We start from the raw sequence: 17,343 nt of genomic DNA, 5'->3' as shown, positions 1-17,343 counted from the left end.
TGGCAATCAGTGCAGGGAAGGCTTCGCTTCAGGCTCCGCTTTCTTGTTGAACTCAGTGAACAGGAGCAGCGGCGCGACGCGCAGGTATTCCATGACTTCCATGTAGTCGCTTTCGCCGTCTTCGGACTCGTCCAGCGAGTCCTGAATCTGGGCGATGGCGGCCAGGTCCTGCAAGACGTCCTTGGCATCGTCGCTCATCGGCTGTCCACCGACGCGCGCGAAGCCGTGGAGGAAGCCTTGGCACCATTGGCCAATCGCCGTGGTGCGGGCGGTCAGCGATTCATCGTCGCCGGGCAACAGCAGCACGACAGCCATGTCGTCGCCGGTCAGCTCGCTCTTGACCATCTCCTGCAAGCCGATCAAAGCCTGACGGACATTGGCCTCAGGCTCGGTCTGCAGCAGTTCGTGTGCGTCGTCGAACCAGCCTTCGGCGTCGAAGCCGGCGCCCGCGCAACTGCGGCCCAGCAACAGGCCGTGCAACTCGGCGGGAGAGACAGGATGACCACCGCTGGTGAGCAGGGTGGCGAATGCGTTGTACGGGGAATTCTGATTAGGCATGGGCAACTAGGCGCCAAGCGGCGCAATGTCTAGAATGGAGGCCTTGTATCGTAGCACCGGCAGACGCGCCCAAGCTATCCAGGCGACATTCAAGGCAGTTCCTGAGGCCAGCTCCTGCACCACTCATCAGAAAATAATCAGTGGAAAACGATGGAAGACAACGACCTGCAAGCGTTGATGGCCCGACTGGAATTATTGATCAATCGGGTCGAGCAACTAAAAAGTCAAAACGGACTCCTATTAGCTCAGGAAAAAACCTGGCGCGAGGAACGCGCTCACCTCATTGAAAAGAACGAAATCGCCCGGCAAAAGGTCGAGTCCATGATTTCGCGCCTCAAGGCCCTGGAGCAAGACTCATGAGTAATGGCAACAGCATCACCGTGCAAATCCTCGACAAAGAATATTCGATCATCTGTCCTCAAGAGGAGCGCACCAATCTGGTTAGCGCCGCGCGTTATCTGGACGGCAAGATGCGTGAGATCCGCAGCAGCGGCAAAGTCATCGGTGCCGACCGCATTGCCGTGATGGCCGCGCTGAACATTACTCATGACCTGCTGCACAAACAGGAACTGCCCGAGACTCAAACCAGCGGCTCGACTCGCGAGCAAGTGCGTGACCTGCTGGACCGCGTAGACCTCGTCCTTGCCACGGATGAGCCAAAAGCACAAGGCTGATTGTTCGAGCATCATTCGTTATACTGGCGACCGCTCCCTGGAGTGCTTGCCAGTCGGTCATGTCCCTGAGCCGATACGCACAACCACGGGGGTTGCACGTTGGGGTTGGTGTGCATGTCCGCTCGACGGAAAGCCTTAAAGCCTCCTGCAATCTCCACCTTGAACTTTCGGGTTCAAGGGCTACACCGACAGCGGTTCGTCGGGGAGTCTCAAATTCTCAAGCCATTGCCAGACGTCCTGTCTGGCGGTGGAACCGGGGACCATCGTGAATCGCCCTGATTCCAGACAGTCCCTCTCCTACTCTCTCGGACCCGCCTGCATGACCTCTTCTGGCGCCGCTTCCCTGAACGATCCCTCGACCCTTTCCCGCCCTCAATTGCGCCGTTTGTTGCGCAAGGCGCGTCGCTCGCTCAATCGAGCCGAACAGCGACAGGCGGCGCAAGGTTTGTACCGCCAGCTGGCGCAGAACCCGCTTTTTCGCCGCGCCCGGCATGTTTCGCTGTACCTTCCGATGGACGGTGAAATCGACCCACGCCTGCTGCTGCGCGAAGCACAACGTCGGGGCAAGGCGACCTATCTGCCTGTGCTCAGTGCATGGCCTAGGACCAAGATGGTGTTTCAGCGGGTTCGACCGGGAGATAAATTCAGGCCCAACCGGTTTCGCATCCCCGAGCCGCACATCAACCCCCGCCAGCAGCGCAAAATTTGGGCGCTGGACCTGATCCTGATGCCGCTGGTGGGGTTCGACGATCAGGGTGGTCGGCTGGGCATGGGCGGTGGTTTCTACGACCGCAGCCTGGCGTATCAGGCACGTCGGAAAGCCTGGCAGAAACCGGTGTTGCTTGGTTTAGCGCATGAGTGTCAGAAGGTTGGAAAACTGGCGGTGGCCAGTTGGGATGTGCCGTTGCAGGGAACGGTGTCTGACAAGCGTTGGTATATAGCGTGATGGCTGAGGCGCGGAATGCTCTGTAGGAGCGAATTCATTCGCGATAGACCGGTACATCCGACCCATCATCTCGGCTGTAACACCGCTTCCGAATGAATTCGGTCCCCCAGTTGATAAGGCGAAGGTATCAGGCGCTCAACGACGCGTCTGTTGAGGCTGTTGCTGCGTAACTTCAACCGGTGCATCCGGCTTCGCGGACCACAAACTTTGTGCGTAACCCGTGGTGACAATGCCCAAGCCGAACAAAATGACCAAAATCCATAGTAAATCCGGCTTGCGTTGCATTGATTGCCCCCCTTTGGCAAATCAAAAAGCTGTCGTTCACGACATGTTTCTATAGGCCGCGAAACGGTGTGGCGCTGAAAATGGCGGCATTCTGCGTTAACGTGATGCAACACGCAAATGCTGGCGTCAACCGACCGTCGGTTTGTCATAAAAGCGTCGGACAACCTGTCCATTACGTCTTCAGGAGCCCCAATCCATGGCCTATTGGCTGATGAAATCCGAGCCCGACGAGCTGTCGATCACTGGCTTGCAAACTCTCGGCCAAGCCCGCTGGGATGGCGTTCGAAATTACCAGGCGCGCAACTTTCTTCGGGCCATGGCTGAAGGCGATGAGTTTTTCTTTTACCACTCCAGCTGCCCTGAACCGGGGATCGCGGGCATCGGGAAAATCACCAAGACGGCGTATCCCGATCCCACGGCGCTGGACAAGAACAGCCATTACTTCGACGCCAAAGCCAATGACGAGAAAAATCCATGGAGCGCCATTGATGTGGCGTTCGTGGAGACGTTTCCGAAGGTATTGAGCCTGGGGTATTTGAAACAGCAGGCCGCGCTGGAACAACTACCGCTGGTTCAAAAGGGCAGTCGGCTTTCCGTCATGTCCGTCACGCCCGAACAGTGGGCGGCGGTGTTGGCGTTGCGTTGAACTCGCGGACGCCTATTACTTGCAGGAGTGAGCTTGCTAGCGATTACGCCCTGTCAGCGATTGTTTGCTACCTGACGCTATGCAATCGCGAGCAACCTCACTCCTACAGATTCAGGCCAATATTTACTGCGCGATGAAGTTGTTGAACAGCAGGTCATCCACCACAGGCTTGCCGGTTTCCTGGCTCAACACCTGCTGGGTCTGCTTCAACGCCTCCTGACGCAGCTTCTCTTTAGCGTCGACGTTGCTCATGCTCTCAATCGTTTGCTGAGTGAACAGCGCCACCAACTGATTGCGGATCAACGGCTCGTTCGCCTTGACCAGCTTCTGCGCTTCGGCGCCGGTCACACGCAACGCCACGTCGGCCTTGTACACGTGGAGCTTGGGGCTGCCGTCCAGCGCGTAGTTGCCCACGAACGGCGGCGTTAACGCCACATAAGAGACCTTGTTCGGGTCTTCTTTCTCGCCACCGCCCTCTTCGGCCATTGCCACGACGGGCATCGACAACGCCAACAACATCAGAATCCACGCTTTCACAGTCCCACTCCTCGTCCGGTTCGCGCCATAGCTTACTCCAGCTTATGCACGCCTATCAGGCCGGGGCATGCTCATTGACCCCACACCCCCTCTACCTACACTTATCGGCCATCACTGGAAAAGGAATAGTCCCCGATGAAAGCCGTGCTCTGTAAAGCCTTCGGCCCTGCCGAAAACCTTGTGCTGGAAGACGTTCCGACCCCAGAACCCAAGAAAAACGAGATTCTGTTGAACGTGCACGCCGCCGGGGTCAACTTCCCCGACACGCTGATCATCGAGGGCAAGTACCAGTTCAAACCGCCCTTCCCCTTCTCGCCAGGGGGCGAAGCGTCGGGTGTCGTAGCCGCCGTGGGTGAAAAAGTCAGCCACCTGAAAGTCGGCGACCGGGTAATGGCCCTCACCGGTTGGGGCAGCTTCGCCGAGCAGATCGCCGTCGCCGGGTACAACGTTCTTCCGATTCCCGAGGCCATGGATTTCACCACCGCTGCGGCGTTCAGCATGACCTACGGCACCTCCATGCACGCGCTCAAACAGCGCGCCAACCTGCAACCCGGCGAAACCCTGCTCGTCCTCGGGGCGTCCGGCGGCGTCGGCCTGGCTGCGGTTGAAATCGGCAAAGCCCTGGGCGCCCGCGTCATCGCCGCCGCCAGCAGCGCCAAAAAACTCGAAGTCGCCAAAAACGCCGGTGCCGACGAGCTCATCAACTACAGCGAAACCAACCTCAAGGACGAACTCAAACGCCTCACCAACGGCAACGGCGTCGACGTCATCTACGACCCCGTCGGCGGCGACCTCTTCGACCAGGCCGTACGCTCCATCGCCTGGAACGGCCGCCTCCTCGTCGTCGGCTTCGCCAGCGGCCGCATCCCCGAACTGCCCGTCAACCTCGCGCTATTGAAAGGCGCCTCGGTGGTCGGCGTGTTCTGGGGCTCGTTTGCCCAGCGTCAGCCGCAGGACAATGCGGCGAATTTTCAGCAACTTTTCAAATGGTTCGGAGAGGGGAAACTGAAGCCACTCGTGTCGAAGGTTTATCCGCTGGAACAGGCGGGTGAAGCGATTGATTCGTTGGGGCAGAGGAAGGCGGTTGGGAAGGTGGTGGTTGGGGTCAGATGATTGCTCCCAAGCCCCGGCTCAGTTCGGGGCTTGATAAAGGCTGACTCAGAGCAATGCACGGACACTCTCCGGCAACACTTGCTTATAACGCAGCCCAGGCTGCGCTGCGCATTGCTCGACCACCCCGGGAATCGCCCGATCAAACTCATCCCCTAATTCCGCTCGCTGATTGTCTGTCATCTTGTGCCGCGTGGCGGCCTTGCCCAACACTCTGAAGGTGTAGGTGATGAAGTGCAGGTCGTGCACGTTCTGGCTGGGTGACTCGGCCTTGAACGTTGTCAGCGCTTTGTTGAAGGCGTTGCACGACAGGGTTCGCAGGTATCGACGCATCCAGCTGTGCGGGTCGTTCCGCTCGCGCGTGTGGGTGAAATAGAACTCTTGCCGGAAGCTCATCGTTTCAGGCGCCTGCGCAGTGACTTGCCAAGGTTTGAGCCGCCATTTGGGGACGGTACGTTCAACGGATTTGGCGAAGTGGCGATGGGAGCTGTCGATGATTTTCACATCCGTGACCGAGCCGTCGTTGTGCCCGCGATATTCGAAGATGACCAACCCCGACAGACCTTCTTCGTACAAGGCTCGGGGATAGGGTGGTGGGATCTGGCGTTCGTATTCGGGGTTTTGGCCGGCGTGCAAGGATGCAGACATCAGCACTGACCACCACAGCAGCCATCGTGCAAACTGTTTCAGGCCGCTCATGAGACATCCCTCCGCGCCCACGAGATCACTATCCGCAATCGCTTCTCCAGCCGCTCCTGATCGAAAACGAAATGCACGGATTCACCGATCCGGGCGGGCATTTCTTCTGTCACGTCCCACGGCTCGAACTGCCAGCGTTTGACGGCGGACAGCGCAGAGTTCGCGGCTTTCTGATCGGTTTGCTCCACGACCCTGACGTCAGTGACAGTGCCGTCATGGTGGATGTCGTAGTGGACCCGCACGCTTGAAAACAGCTTCCCGCCGCGCAACGCAGAGGGATATGTCGGCGAGACATAGCGCTCGAAGAGGGGGTGCATCTCGCGCGCACCGACGGACATGCTCAGCATCAGCGCACAGCCACTCAAAATGGCTGACACCTTCCATTGTGATTTCACCCTTACCTCGTCCCCGAACGCCCTGTGGCAGATGGCGGGGATGGTAGGGGTCTGCGTGCTCGTCAGTAAGGTGATCGATTCTGGTTCTCAAGTAGGACGAATCCGAAAGCTCCCGCTCCTGATTACACATCTGCGCCATGTTCATATTCCAACACGCAAAACAGCCAAATTTCGGCGGTTCATCTGACGAGAAGCCTTCCTATTTTCTGTAATGAAAATGTAATATTCGAAATCGCATACCAAAATAAGAACTCGGAGTGTCTCGATGTTTGCCTTTTTCAAACCTGCCGCGCATCAGGCCCCATTGCCTGCCGAGCGTGTCGACAGCACCTATCGTCGCCTGCGCTGGCAGATTTTCGCCGGTATTTTCTTCGGCTATGCGGGGTACTACTTGCTGCGCAAGAACTTCTCGCTGGCCATGCCGTACCTGATCGATCAGGGCTACACACGGGGTGAGTTGGGGCTGGCGATTTCGGCGATCGCCATCGCCTACGGCCTGTCGAAGTTTTTAATGGGGCTGGTGTCGGACCGATCCAACCCTCGCTACTTCTTGCCGTTTGGCTTGCTGGTGTCTGCAGCGACGATGTTCGTGTTCGGATTCGCGCCTTGGGCGACGTCGAGCGTGGCGATCATGTTTATTCTGCTGTTTATCAACGGCTGGGCGCAGGGCATGGGTTGGCCGCCGAGTGGGCGGACGATGGTGCACTGGTGGTCGCAGAAAGAACGCGGCGGCGTGGTGTCGGTGTGGAACGTGGCGCACAACGTGGGCGGTGGTCTGATCGGCCCGCTGTTCTTGCTCGGCCTGGGCTGGACCAACGACTGGCACGCGGCGTTCTACGTGCCAGCGGCGGTCGCGCTGTTCGTCGCACTGTTCGCGTTCATCACCATGCGCGACACCCCGCAATCCGTGGGTTTGCCGCCGGTCGAGGAATACAAGAACGACTACCCGGAAGGCTACGACGCGAGCCACGAAGAGGAATTCAGCGCCAAGGAAATCTTCGTCAAATACGTGCTGCGCAACAAAATGCTTTGGTACATCGCGCTGGCGAACGTGTTCGTGTATCTGCTGCGTTATGGCGTACTCGACTGGGCACCGACCTATCTGAAAGAGGCCAAGCATTTCGACGTGGACAAGACGTCGTGGGCCTACTTTTTCTATGAGTGGGCGGGCATTCCGGGGACGCTGCTGTGCGGCTGGATGTCGGACAAGATTTTCCGTGGCAACCGTGGACTGACCGGCATCGTGTTCATGCTGCTGGTGACCGTAGCGACGCTGGTGTACTGGCTCAATCCACCGGGCAACCCGACCATCGACATGATCGCGTTGATCTCAATCGGCTTTCTGATTTACGGGCCGGTGATGCTGGTCGGCCTGCAAGCGCTGGAACTCGCGCCTAAAAAAGCAGCGGGCACGGCGGCAGGCTTCACAGGGCTGTTCGGGTATTTGGGTGGGTCGGTCGCGGCCAGTGCGCTGATGGGCTACACCGTGGACCATTTCGGCTGGGATGGTGGCTTCGTAATACTCGTCTCATCATGCGTGCTGGCGATGGTGTTTCTGGCACCGACGTTACGGCATACGCGCGTGGCCAGTCAGTCGCGTGACACTGCGGCTTAGTGGTCTGAAGCTACGGCGCGGTAGGTCCTGGGGCCTATCGCGCCGAACTCCGCTCAGGGATATTCCTGACGAGCATGGAGAACGCTCACGATTTCAATCCGATCAGTGATTTGATAAACGACCAGATAATTCGGATAAACAATATCTCCCGGGTCATTGGCGCTCGGCCTATTCGGTAAAGATAAGGATGTTCAGGAAGGGCGGAAGTCGCTCTTTCTATTTCCGCCTGTAGCGCGTCAGCTGCTTTCGGGTTTCGCTCATCAATGTATTCGTGCTTTCGGTCGTCAATCAACGATCATTGCGACGCTTTTCGCGCTTGGCGGCCAACCTCATCTTCATCTCGGCCATCACTTCGTCATGAGAGATGCTAGGTCGCTCATCGTCCAGAGACGCCTGTACCTTCGCGCGGAACCAAGCATCGTAGCTCGCGGCCTGTTCTTCTGATTCAAACTCGGAAACGATCGGAGAAAGTTGAGCGCTCACGGGATACCTCCTGTGTAAGTCAGCGAAAACTAACGCTTCGCGGGCAGCAGACGACAGCGACGTGGCAACCGGATGTTAAACCGCCAACAAAATCGGCTTACACCGTTTGAACCGCTCTTCCAGACTCACATCCGGCATCGCATGATTTCGCAGCGCGTGAATCGTCTGCTCGACGTATTCCCACGTCGTCCCATAACGACCACTGGCGCTGGCCAGGACTTGGGTCAGGACGCTGTCGGGCAGGTTCCCCGCGTAGCTGGGCAAATGCCGTTCAAGCACGAAACCCAGGGCCTGAACCTTGGTGCCGTCTTCAAGGCGGCAGCTGAGCCAGTGGGGGCGGTAGGACGGGAATGGCATTTCCCGCTCCCACAAAGCCAGCAACGAGGCTTCGATGTTTTCTTCGGGAAGACGATAGGCGAAGCCACTGCACGAGCCGCCGCGATCCAAGCCGAATACCAGCCCTGGCTGTTCCGGCGTGCCGCGATGTTCGTGGGACCAAAGGTACAAACCGCGATGGTAGCCGTGCACTCGGCCGCGCACGCGCTCCACGGCGGAGCATTCGGGACGCCAGATCAGTGAGCCGTACGCAAACAGCCAGACAGGGCCGCCAGTGTGTCGGCTCATCGTGGTGTGCATGGAAGCAAGGAGTTGTTCGCGGGTCAGTTTTGGCCCGAGGTCGATAACAGGTGGGTAAGACAGCCCAAGACCGTCATGTACGGCCTCCACCAAGCTATTGATTTGGTTCTCCATCTGGCTCCCTCACTGGCCAGAGATAACGCCAGTGCAGTGCTGAACAACGGTCGAAGCGGCTCAGGCAACAGTGAATCAACACCTTTTCACGGTTCTGAGCAATTTGCAGGTCGTGACGCCTTAAAACCGACCCTGCACATATTCTGATGCAATTAGCTCTCCACGGCAGCTGCCATCGGGCGGACGGTCACGCACGCGGCGCGTAAGCGAACACGTCCGCGCGCATTTGATGAGCGTCCATTCCTGCGACGACCAGCGCGTCCAGCGTGGAATACACCATGTTGGGCGATCCACTGGCATAGACCTGAATCGACTTCAGGTCTGCGAAGTCTTCGCACACGGCTTCATGCAACATTCCGCAACGCCCTTCCCAATCGCACAGGTCGCTGACGACTTTGTGCAAATGCAGGTTTGGCAGGGTTTTCCACTCGTCCCAGTGCTTCAGTTCGTAGAAGTCTTCAGGACGTCGCACGCCCCAATAAACGTGTACTGGATACGGAAAACCTTTGGAGCGGCAATGTTCGATGAGGCTGTGCATCTGACCCATGCCCGTGCCAGCGGCGATCAGCACCAGCGGGCCATCGGGCAACTCGCCCAAATGGGTATCGCCAAACGGCAGCTCGACCCGGGCCATGCCGTCGCGCTGAAGCTGTTTGATCAAATTTTGCGCACTGGCTTCGCGAGCCAGGACGTGAAATTCCAGATCCCGACCGCTTTCTGGCGCCGATGCCATGGAGAAGGCGGACTTTTCACCGTCGTCGCGGGCGATCATGAGGTACTGACCGGCGTGATAACGCGGCGGCCTGCCTGCGGGGGCACGGAGCATCACGCGCCAGACATCACCGCCGACCTCAACGCATTCAGTGACCTGACACGCGAACGTTCGCACGGGCAACTCTCCCAAAGGCAAGACGCTGTCCCACAGCACCACGCAGTCTTCTTGCGGCACGGCCAGGCAGGTGTAGATTTCGCCATGCCCGCGCACTTCACCACCCTGCTCGACGCTGCCTTCGACCAACAGCGCGGAGCAGATATGGCAATTGCCGTTGCGACAGCTTTGCGGGCATTCGTAGCCCAGTCGCTGGGCGGCGTCGAGAATCCGCTCGCCGGGCAAGGTTTCAAGCACTGCGCCCGACGGCTGCAAAGTTACGCGCATCAATCTATTCCCAGCTGGTTCCAGATATCGTCAATCCGGCGGGTGACGGCTTCGTCCTTGACGATGGCGCGACCCCACTCACGGGTGGTCTCGCCCGGCCATTTATGCGTGGCATCGAGCCCCATTTTCGATCCCAACCCGGAAACCGGCGAGGCGAAATCGAGGTAATCGATCGGCGTGTTGTCGATCATCACGGTGTCGCGCTTGGGGTCCATGCGCGTGGTAATCGCCCAGATGACGTCGTTCCAGTCACGGGCGTTGATGTCGTCGTCGGTGACGATAACGAACTTGGTGTACATGAACTGTCGCAAAAACGACCACACACCCAACATCACGCGCTTGGCGTGGCCGGGGTACTGCTTCTTCATGGTCACGACCGCCATGCGGTACGAACACCCTTCGGGGGGCAGGTAGAAGTCGGTGATCTCCGGGAACTGCTTTTGCAGGATCGGCACGAACACTTCGTTCAGCGCTACACCTAGAATGGCCGGCTCATCCGGCGGACGTCCGGTGTAGGTGCTGTGGTAGATCGGCTTGATGCGGTGAGTGATGCGCTCGACGGTGAAGACCGGGAAGCGGTCGACTTCGTTGTAATAGCCGGTATGGTCGCCGTAAGGGCCTTCATCGGCCATTTCGCCCGGATGAATCACGCCTTCCAGGACGATTTCCGCGCTCGACGGCACTTGCAGGTCGTTGCCACGGCATTTGATCAGTTCGGTGCGGTTGCCACGCAACAGGCCCGCGAACGCGTACTCGGACAGGCTGTCCGGCACTGGCGTGACCGCGCCGAGAATCGTCGCCGGGTCAGCGCCCAGTGCGACGGAGACCGGGAAAGGCTGACCGGGATGCTTATCGCACCACTCCTTGAAGTCCAGCGCGCCACCGCGATGGCTAAGCCAGCGCATGATGACCTTGTTGCGGCCAATGACCTGCTGACGATAGATGCCCAGGTTCTGGCGCTCTTTATTAGGGCCTCTGGTGACGGTCAGGCCCCACGTGATCAGCGGGCCAACGTCGCCAGGCCAGCACGTCTGCACTGGCAGCATGCCCAGATCGACGTCCTCGCCTTCGATGACCACTTCCTGGCACGGGGCGTCCTTGACGACTTTCGGCGCCATGGAGATGACTTTCTTGAAGATCGGTAGCTTCGACCAGGCGTCTTTCAGGCCTTTCGGCGGCTCGGGTTCCTTGAGGAATGCGAGCAGCTTACCGATTTCCCGCAGCTCTTCGGTGGACTCGGCGCCCATGCCCATGGCCACGCGCTCTGGCGTGCCGAACAGGTTGCCAAGCACAGGAATGTCAAAACCCGTCGGGTTTTCGAACAGCAAGGCCGGCCCCTTGTTGCGCAGGGTCCGGTCGCAGACTTCGGTCATCTCCAGCACAGGAGAAATAGGCACTTGAATGCGTTTCAACTCTCCGCGCTGCTCAAGCTGCTGCACGAAATCCCGTAGATCCTTGAATTTCATTAACCCGGCCACTTAACAAATAGATGCACATCCTACCTGCTCTGGCGGGCAACGGCAGCAGCCGAACGCGGATTCATCTGCCCTGAGCGGCGTTTTCGCTGAGATAAATCGGCGCCAGCAAAGGCTTCATGCGCTCGCCGCCTTTATCCGACAGGTGATTTTCATCCATGTATTGCGAATAGCCGTCGAATTCGGCGCGACAAATCCCGCCGGGACACATCAAGGGCGCAGGGTCGAGGACGCGCACGTTCGGGTCCTGCTGGCTGAGCTGTGTAAACAGCGTGTTCAGAAACTGCTGGCGCGCCAGGTGCTCGGCGATGGGTCGTCCCAATCGTTCGGCAGAACGCCCGACCATCGCCAGACTGGCCAACCGCGCCACCGTGCCCTGCCGTTGAAGAGGGACTTCCTTGAAAATCCACACCCGCGCACCCGCGTCGCGCAGGCTGTGGACCATTGCAGTCAGGTCTTTGGCCACTTCCTGCTCGGCGACGGGGCGGCTGTCGTCCGGATACAGAACGTGCTGCATGTCGCCGTCCTCTTCGCCGTACAGATACAGGCTCCAACGTGCCGCCAGCACGACATCGCGGATCTTGTGCTCGCGAATGGATTGCAGCGTAGCCTGATTGAAATCCTGACATTGCTGGCGGGTTTCATGCCCGAGGATCGGCAGGCAACCCGACAGGCTGGCCAGCCAGACCGGGATGCCGTAGCGATTAGCGTCAGCCTCAATGGCTGGCAGCAAAGCCGCCGCATGGCTGTCTCCCCACACGAGCTGCACGGGCGCGGTTTGCTCACTGCCTCCAAAGCGGCAGATTTTGCTCATGTCCGGGCTGTCGCGTTGCAGAAGGCAGTCCATCTGCCCACGCTGCCAGTCCCGCGCCTCCGCGTATTGCAAAGCCTGTCCCGAAATGCGCTGCGGTACACCATCACTGGTGCGTATCAGTTGGCCTGCGAGGCCGATAATCAACAGCGTCGCCAAACCCGAAAACAGCACGGGCTTACGCTCTGCCAGCACCCGTTTTTCACGGAACGGCAGCTCAACCAGACGCCAACTGAGCCACGCGAGCACGAGCGTGAGCACGACCCATCCCGACGCTTCGAGCGCCTGCATGCCATCGACAGACACCGCATTGGCATACACGAACACCGGCCAGTGCCAGAGATACCAGGAATAGGAAATCAGCCCGACGCCGACCATCCCTTTCACGCTCAACAGCCGTCCAACGAATGTGGAGGCCTGTCCATTCGCCCAGATCATCGCCGTCGCGCCAAGGACCGGAAACAGCGCCGCCCACCCGGGAAACAGCGTGTATTTGTCGAAACCGAAAATCGCGTACAGCACCGCGAGCAGCCCCGCCAGGCTCACCGCCTCATACATCCAATGCGGCATCTTGCGATCCGAGACGGGAAGCACCGCCAGCATCGCGCCGCACAACAACTCCCATGCCCGCATCGGCAGCAGGAAAAAAGCCTCGTCGGGGTTGCGTTTGATCACCCAGACGTTGAGCGCGAACGACACCACTAAGAGCCCAAACAGCATCCAGCGCCACTGCCGCAGGTAACGGGTCAACAACACCATCAGCAAGGGAAACAGAATGTAGTACTGCTCCTCCACCGACAGGGACCAGGTGTGCAGCAGCGGTTTGAAATCGGAGGCGGGGTTGAAATAACCGTCCTGACGCATGAACAGGATGTTGGACGCGAACATCGCCTGATACCGGACGGCGCGGCCCAGCTGTGAATAGTCGTTCGCGGGCATCAGCACCCAGCCGACCAGCAAGGCGGCGAGCATCATGACGCTCAGGGCGGGAATGATGCGTCGGGCGCGACGCGCCCAGAAATCGACAAAGCTGAAGCGCCCGGCGCTGATTTCCCGAAAGATGATCGAGGTGATCAGGAAGCCGGAGATAACGAAGAACATATCGACGCCCACGAACCCGCCGCTGAACAGGCCAAACCCGAAGTGGTAAAGCACCACGGGAATGACGGCCAACGCGCGCAGTCCGTCGATGTCCCGACGATTGCCAAAGGTGTGCATGACGCTCCTTGTCCGCTTTCTTGTTAAAAAAAGTCAAAAAAAATGGTGCCCCAAAAGGACACCATTTTTCTATAGCCGTTCAGCGCGTGCCGTTGAGCGTGTTACTTGCGCTTCATCGACAGGAAGAACTCATCGTTGGTCTTGGTCTGTTTCAGCTTGTCGACCAGGAACTCGATGGCAGCGACTTCGTCCATCGGGTGCAGCAGCTTGCGCAGAATCCACATGCGTTGCAGCTCGTCGTCAGCCGTCAGCAACTCTTCGCGGCGTGTGCCGGAACGGTTGATGTTGATGGCCGGGAAGACGCGCTTCTCGGCGATCTTACGATCCAGAGGCAGCTCCATGTTGCCGGTGCCTTTGAATTCCTCGTAGATCACTTCGTCCATCTTCGAACCGGTTTCAACCAGCGCGGTGGCGATGATGGTCAGCGAGCCGCCTTCTTCGATGTTACGAGCCGCACCGAAGAAGCGCTTTGGTTTTTCCAGCGCGTGGGCGTCAACACCACCGGTCAGTACCTTGCCGGAGCTTGGAATCACGGTGTTGTAGGCGCGAGCCAGACGGGTGATGGAGTCGAGCAGGATGACCACGTCTTTCTTGTGCTCGACCAGGCGCTTGGCCTTCTCGATCACCATTTCGGCGACTTGCACGTGACGGGTTGGCGGTTCGTCGAACGTCGAGGCAACCACTTCACCGCGCACGGTGCGCTGCATTTCGGTCACTTCTTCCGGACGCTCATCGATCAGCAGAACGATGAGGTGAACTTCAGGGTTGTTACGGGTGATGTTCGACGCGATGTTCTGCAGCATGATGGTCTTGCCCGCTTTCGGCGGAGCAACGATCAGACCGCGTTGACCTTTGCCGATAGGGGCGCACAGGTCGATGACACGACCGGTAAGGTCTTCGGTGGAGCCGTTACCGGCTTCCATCTTCATGCGAATCGTCGGGAACAACGGCGTCAGGTTTTCGAACAGAATCTTGTTCTTCGCGTTTTCTGGACGGTCGAAGTTGATGGTGTCGACCTTGAGCAGTGCGAAGTAACGCTCGCCTTCCTTCGGCGGGCGGATCTTGCCAACGATGGTATCGCCCGTGCGAAGGTTGAAGCGGCGGATCTGGCTAGGCGAGACGTAGATGTCGTCTGGGCCCGCGAGGTAGGAAGCGTCTGCAGAGCGGAGGAAGCCGAAGCCGTCCTGGAGGATCTCCAGCACACCATCACCCGAGATTTCCTCGCCGCTTTTAGCGTGCTTTTTCAGCAGGGAGAAGATCACATCCTGCTTGCGCGAACGGGCCATATTTTCTATGCCCATCTGTTCGGCCATTTCGAGCAGATCGGTAATAGGCTTTTGCTTGAGTTCAGTCAGGTTCATATAGGAATGACGTAATCGTGTATGAGGGGGAAATTAAGCTTTTGGCTTAATGAGGCCGCGCCGCAGAGAAGGCGACAGGATCGCGTACAAATCGAAAGGAGAGCGTCGGCGACGGCTAGCAGGGGGCAACGGAGAAGCCGTTGCGGGGCCGAATGTACCACTTGATTTTCGAAGCGTCTAGTACAACGCCAGAAAAAAGCCCCGCAATTTGCGGGGCCTTTGCGCCATCAGATGTTGGCGTCGAGGAACGCTTGCAACTGCGACTTGGACAGAGCGCCAACCTTGGTGGCAGCGACTTCGCCGTCCTTGAACAGCATCAGGGTCGGAATACCACGAACGCCGTGCTTGGCCGGGGTTTCCTGGTTTTCGTCGATGTTCAGCTTGGCAATGGTCAGTTTGCCTTCGTAGGTGCCAGCGATATCGTCCAGAACCGGGGCGATCATTTTGCAAGGGCCGCACCACTCAGCCCAGTAGTCTACCAGCACAGGGCCTTGTGCCTTCAGGACATCGGCTTCGAAGCTCGCGTCGCTGACGTGTTTGATAAGGTCGCTACTCATGAGATTTCTCCGAGGTCATAGGCAAAAAAACGTGGACCATCATAACTGTGTCGGGTCGTGACAGGAAGGTAGAGGCGATTGTCTCTTGCTATGGGTTTAGATGACTAGCTTTATTGGAGTGACCCCAATCAGGTAAGAGCCGGCCCCGTTGGCGCGTGGGGCACCATCCCTGTGGGAGCGAATTCATTCGCGATTGGCCCGCGCATCCGACGGACCTCCATCGGTTGTGCCACCGCATTGCGAATGAATTCGCTCCCACAGGTCATGCGTTCGAATTCCAGACAAGCGCCCCGTTTGGGACCGAAATCAGGCCGAAGGCGCCACGAACACAATCCCCGTACGCAGCGCAGCGCCTCTTATATGCTCCTGCATGGCCTTCTGCGCCGGGCCTGAAGCATTACGTGCCAGGGCGCGGAGAATCTTGCGGTGTTCCTGCCAGGTTTCCATCGCCCTGCCCGCGCGAATGAATGGCAGCTTCTGGCTCTCCAGAAAAATGTCGGCGCTGGCGGTAATGATCCCAAGAATCGCCTGATTGCCGCTGGCCACGAGAATACGTCGGTGGAAATCGAAGTCCAGTTTGGCGGCGCCGTCGAAATCCCCGGCCTTGAGTTCGAGGCGCATGGCTTCGACGTTGTCCTCCAGGACATCGCGCTCATCTGCCGTCAGCGTCACAGCCGCCAGCCCTGCCGCAAAACCTTCAAGCGCGTAACGCAGCTGAAACGTCTCCGACGGCGAAGCATGGGCCGCAAAAGGCCAGGAAAAACCACTCGTGCGCTGTTGTGGTTCAGAAATCGCCTGAACGAACACCCCTTTACCGGGCTGCACGCTGACTACACCTAACGCACTCAACGACGACAACGCCTCGCGCAACGAAGCGCGACTGACCCCCAGACGAACCGCGAGATCCCGCTGCGAGGGCAGGCTGTCGCCAGGGCCATAGCCTTGCTCGGCGATCAATTTGCGGATCGCCTGGAAGGCGGCTTCGGGTACTGCAATCGGGCTCGTGTGCATGGGTTTTCAGGCGCAATGACCGTGGAAAACCTTCTTTTATAGTCATCCCGCTGATTCGGCAAGTGACGCCCAAGTGAAGGGCGGCGAGGCTTTCAGGCGCGCCAAAGCGGGGCGACCCGGCGCCCAACTGTTCAGACCAGTTAGACCGGATCAGGGCGCCAGCCCTCATTCCACGGTCGCAAACGCAGCGATGGCATGGGCTGTGCACTGGCCCTTGAACATCACCCATGCATTGCCTTCACCTCGTTCGATTCGGAGACGTCCCATGACCCAGCGTTACAGCGCTCTGCTTGCCGCCCTGTTTGCCAGCTTCCTGCTCGGCCAAGCCCCTGCCCACGCCAACGGGCTGGATGATGTGACCGCGCGCGGCACGCTGAAAGTCGCCGTACCGCAAGACTTCCCGCCCTTCGGTTCGGTAGGCCCGGACATGAAACCACGCGGCCTGGACATCGACACCGCGCAACTGATCGCCGACCGGCTCAAGGTGAAGCTGGAACTCACCCCGGTGAACAGCACAAACCGCATCCCGTTCCTCACCACCGGCAAGGTCGATCTGGTGATCTCCAGCCTGGGCAAAAACCCGGATCGCGAGAAAGTCATCGACTTCTCCCATGCCTACGCGCCGTTTTACCTCGCCGTGTTCGGTCCACCTGACGCTGCCATCAACGGCGTGGACGACCTCAAAGGCAAAACCATCAGCGTGACCCGTGGCGCCATCGAAGACATCGAGCTGACTGCCGTGGCACCGAAAGAAGCCACCATCAAGCGTTTCGAAGACAACAACTCGACCATCGCCGCCTACCTCGCCAACCAGACCGACCTGATTGCAAGCGGCAACGTGGTAATGGTCGCGATCAGCGAAAAGAATCCGAAACGCATCCCGTCGCTGAAAGTGAAGCTGAAGGATTCGCCGGTCTACGTCGGCGTGAACAAGGGCCAGCCGGAGCTGTTGGCCAAGGTCAACGAGATTCTGGAAGCGGCGAAGCAAGACGGCGCGCTGGAGAAGAACTCGCAGACCTGGCTGAAACAGCCGCTGCCTGCCGATCTCTGATCGCC

General features: G+C 58.8%; 19 protein-coding genes, 1 other RNA gene and 1 pseudogene. 8 read left to right on the top strand and 13 right to left on the bottom strand.

What is annotated here, in order from left to right; translation table 11 throughout:
- Positions 1 to 6 precede the first annotated feature (6 nt).
- A complete protein-coding gene (locus ACIQAL_RS12675) occupies positions 7 to 558 on the bottom strand; it encodes a YecA family protein (protein ID WP_401145736.1) in 552 nt (183 codons plus the stop codon).
- Positions 559 to 708: 150 nt separating this feature from the next.
- Between ACIQAL_RS12675 and ACIQAL_RS12670 the strand changes: the two genes are divergently transcribed.
- The 5 genes from ACIQAL_RS12670 (at position 709) to ACIQAL_RS12650 (ending at position 3,109) form a co-directional block, all read left to right on the top strand.
- A complete protein-coding gene (locus ACIQAL_RS12670; RefSeq protein WP_062379587.1) occupies positions 709 to 918 on the top strand; it encodes a TIGR02449 family protein in 210 nt (69 codons plus the stop codon).
- Complete coding sequence (locus ACIQAL_RS12665; RefSeq protein ID WP_166594140.1) at positions 915 to 1,232, top strand: cell division protein ZapA; 318 nt, start codon at positions 915 to 917, stop codon at positions 1,230 to 1,232. The genes ACIQAL_RS12670 and ACIQAL_RS12665 overlap by 4 nt, the downstream gene beginning before the upstream one ends.
- A gap of 31 nt (positions 1,233 to 1,263) precedes the next feature.
- A non-coding RNA gene (gene ssrS, locus ACIQAL_RS12660) (6S RNA) lies at positions 1,264 to 1,442 on the top strand.
- Positions 1,443 to 1,551: 109 nt separating this feature from the next.
- Positions 1,552 to 2,178, top strand: coding sequence for a 5-formyltetrahydrofolate cyclo-ligase (locus ACIQAL_RS12655; protein WP_401145734.1), 627 nt, complete (start codon positions 1,552 to 1,554; stop codon positions 2,176 to 2,178).
- 481 nt (positions 2,179 to 2,659) lie between these two features.
- Positions 2,660 to 3,109 carry an EVE domain-containing protein gene (locus ACIQAL_RS12650; RefSeq protein ID WP_401145732.1) on the top strand — a complete coding sequence of 150 codons (450 nt, stop codon included), beginning with the start codon at positions 2,660 to 2,662 and terminating at the stop codon, positions 3,107 to 3,109.
- A 123-nt stretch (positions 3,110 to 3,232) separates the two neighbouring features.
- On the opposite strand, the gene ACIQAL_RS12645 is transcribed toward ACIQAL_RS12650, so the two are convergent.
- Positions 3,233 to 3,646 carry a flagellar basal body-associated protein FliL gene (locus ACIQAL_RS12645; RefSeq protein WP_401145730.1) on the bottom strand — a complete coding sequence of 138 codons (414 nt, stop codon included), beginning with the start codon at positions 3,644 to 3,646 and terminating at the stop codon, positions 3,233 to 3,235.
- Between the two features lie 135 nt (positions 3,647 to 3,781).
- Here ACIQAL_RS12645 and ACIQAL_RS12640 point away from each other — a divergent pair, with 135 nt between their 5' ends.
- Complete coding sequence (locus ACIQAL_RS12640) at positions 3,782 to 4,759, top strand: NADPH:quinone oxidoreductase family protein (RefSeq protein ID WP_401145728.1); 978 nt, start codon at positions 3,782 to 3,784, stop codon at positions 4,757 to 4,759.
- Between the two features lie 45 nt (positions 4,760 to 4,804).
- Here ACIQAL_RS12640 and ACIQAL_RS12635 read toward each other — a convergent pair whose 3' ends face one another.
- Both ACIQAL_RS12635 and ACIQAL_RS12630 read right to left on the bottom strand, forming a co-directional pair.
- Positions 4,805 to 5,404: an energy transducer TonB gene (locus ACIQAL_RS12635; RefSeq protein ID WP_401145726.1), complete on the bottom strand. Its 600-nt coding sequence runs from the start codon at positions 5,402 to 5,404 to the stop codon at positions 4,805 to 4,807.
- A gap of 47 nt (positions 5,405 to 5,451) precedes the next feature.
- Positions 5,452 to 5,850 (bottom strand): TonB family protein, encoded by a 399-nt coding sequence (locus tag ACIQAL_RS12630; RefSeq protein WP_341960738.1) that lies wholly within the window; start codon positions 5,848 to 5,850, stop codon positions 5,452 to 5,454.
- A gap of 265 nt (positions 5,851 to 6,115) precedes the next feature.
- Here ACIQAL_RS12630 and glpT point away from each other — a divergent pair, with 265 nt between their 5' ends.
- Complete coding sequence (gene glpT, locus ACIQAL_RS12625; RefSeq protein ID WP_341960739.1) at positions 6,116 to 7,465, top strand: glycerol-3-phosphate transporter; 1,350 nt, start codon at positions 6,116 to 6,118, stop codon at positions 7,463 to 7,465.
- A 53-nt stretch (positions 7,466 to 7,518) separates the two neighbouring features.
- On the opposite strand, the pseudogene ACIQAL_RS12620 reads toward glpT, so the two are convergent.
- The 9 genes and pseudogenes from ACIQAL_RS12620 to ACIQAL_RS12580 form a co-directional block, all read right to left on the bottom strand.
- Positions 7,519 to 7,730 (bottom strand): annotated as a pseudogene (locus ACIQAL_RS12620) (type II toxin-antitoxin system RelE/ParE family toxin).
- Between the two features lie 23 nt (positions 7,731 to 7,753).
- A complete protein-coding gene (locus ACIQAL_RS12615; protein WP_166594131.1) occupies positions 7,754 to 7,948 on the bottom strand; it encodes an antitoxin in 195 nt (64 codons plus the stop codon).
- 75 nt (positions 7,949 to 8,023) lie between these two features.
- Complete coding sequence (locus ACIQAL_RS12610; protein ID WP_401145722.1) at positions 8,024 to 8,698, bottom strand: gamma-glutamylcyclotransferase; 675 nt, start codon at positions 8,696 to 8,698, stop codon at positions 8,024 to 8,026.
- Positions 8,699 to 8,885: 187 nt separating this feature from the next.
- Positions 8,886 to 9,854, bottom strand: coding sequence for a CDP-6-deoxy-delta-3,4-glucoseen reductase (locus ACIQAL_RS12605; RefSeq protein ID WP_401145720.1), 969 nt, complete (start codon positions 9,852 to 9,854; stop codon positions 8,886 to 8,888).
- Positions 9,854 to 11,320 carry a 4-hydroxy-3-polyprenylbenzoate decarboxylase gene (gene ubiD, locus ACIQAL_RS12600; RefSeq protein WP_401145718.1) on the bottom strand — a complete coding sequence of 489 codons (1,467 nt, stop codon included), beginning with the start codon at positions 11,318 to 11,320 and terminating at the stop codon, positions 9,854 to 9,856. The genes ACIQAL_RS12605 and ubiD overlap by 1 nt, the downstream gene beginning before the upstream one ends.
- Before the next feature lie 73 nt (positions 11,321 to 11,393).
- Complete coding sequence (locus ACIQAL_RS12595) at positions 11,394 to 13,358, bottom strand: acyltransferase family protein (protein ID WP_401145715.1); 1,965 nt, start codon at positions 13,356 to 13,358, stop codon at positions 11,394 to 11,396.
- Positions 13,359 to 13,459: 101 nt separating this feature from the next.
- Positions 13,460 to 14,719: a transcription termination factor Rho gene (gene rho / locus ACIQAL_RS12590; RefSeq protein ID WP_110948772.1), complete on the bottom strand. Its 1,260-nt coding sequence runs from the start codon at positions 14,717 to 14,719 to the stop codon at positions 13,460 to 13,462.
- Positions 14,720 to 14,946: 227 nt separating this feature from the next.
- Positions 14,947 to 15,276 (bottom strand): thioredoxin TrxA, encoded by a 330-nt coding sequence (gene trxA, locus ACIQAL_RS12585; protein ID WP_166594126.1) that lies wholly within the window; start codon positions 15,274 to 15,276, stop codon positions 14,947 to 14,949.
- A gap of 306 nt (positions 15,277 to 15,582) precedes the next feature.
- On the bottom strand, positions 15,583 to 16,287 hold the full coding sequence (locus tag ACIQAL_RS12580; RefSeq protein WP_166594125.1) for a FadR/GntR family transcriptional regulator: 705 nt from the start codon (positions 16,285 to 16,287) through the stop codon (positions 15,583 to 15,585).
- A gap of 265 nt (positions 16,288 to 16,552) precedes the next feature.
- Between ACIQAL_RS12580 and ACIQAL_RS12575 the strand changes: the two genes are divergently transcribed.
- Positions 16,553 to 17,338: a transporter substrate-binding domain-containing protein gene (locus ACIQAL_RS12575; RefSeq protein ID WP_401145712.1), complete on the top strand. Its 786-nt coding sequence runs from the start codon at positions 16,553 to 16,555 to the stop codon at positions 17,336 to 17,338.
- Positions 17,339 to 17,343 lie beyond the last annotated feature (5 nt).

The organism is Pseudomonas sp. NPDC088368 (assembly GCF_044753445.1).
GTDB lineage: Bacteria > Pseudomonadota > Gammaproteobacteria > Pseudomonadales > Pseudomonadaceae > Aquipseudomonas > Aquipseudomonas bambusae.
The sequence above is the reverse complement of the archived record's forward strand: the minus strand, read 5'-3'. Positions and strand labels throughout refer to the sequence as shown.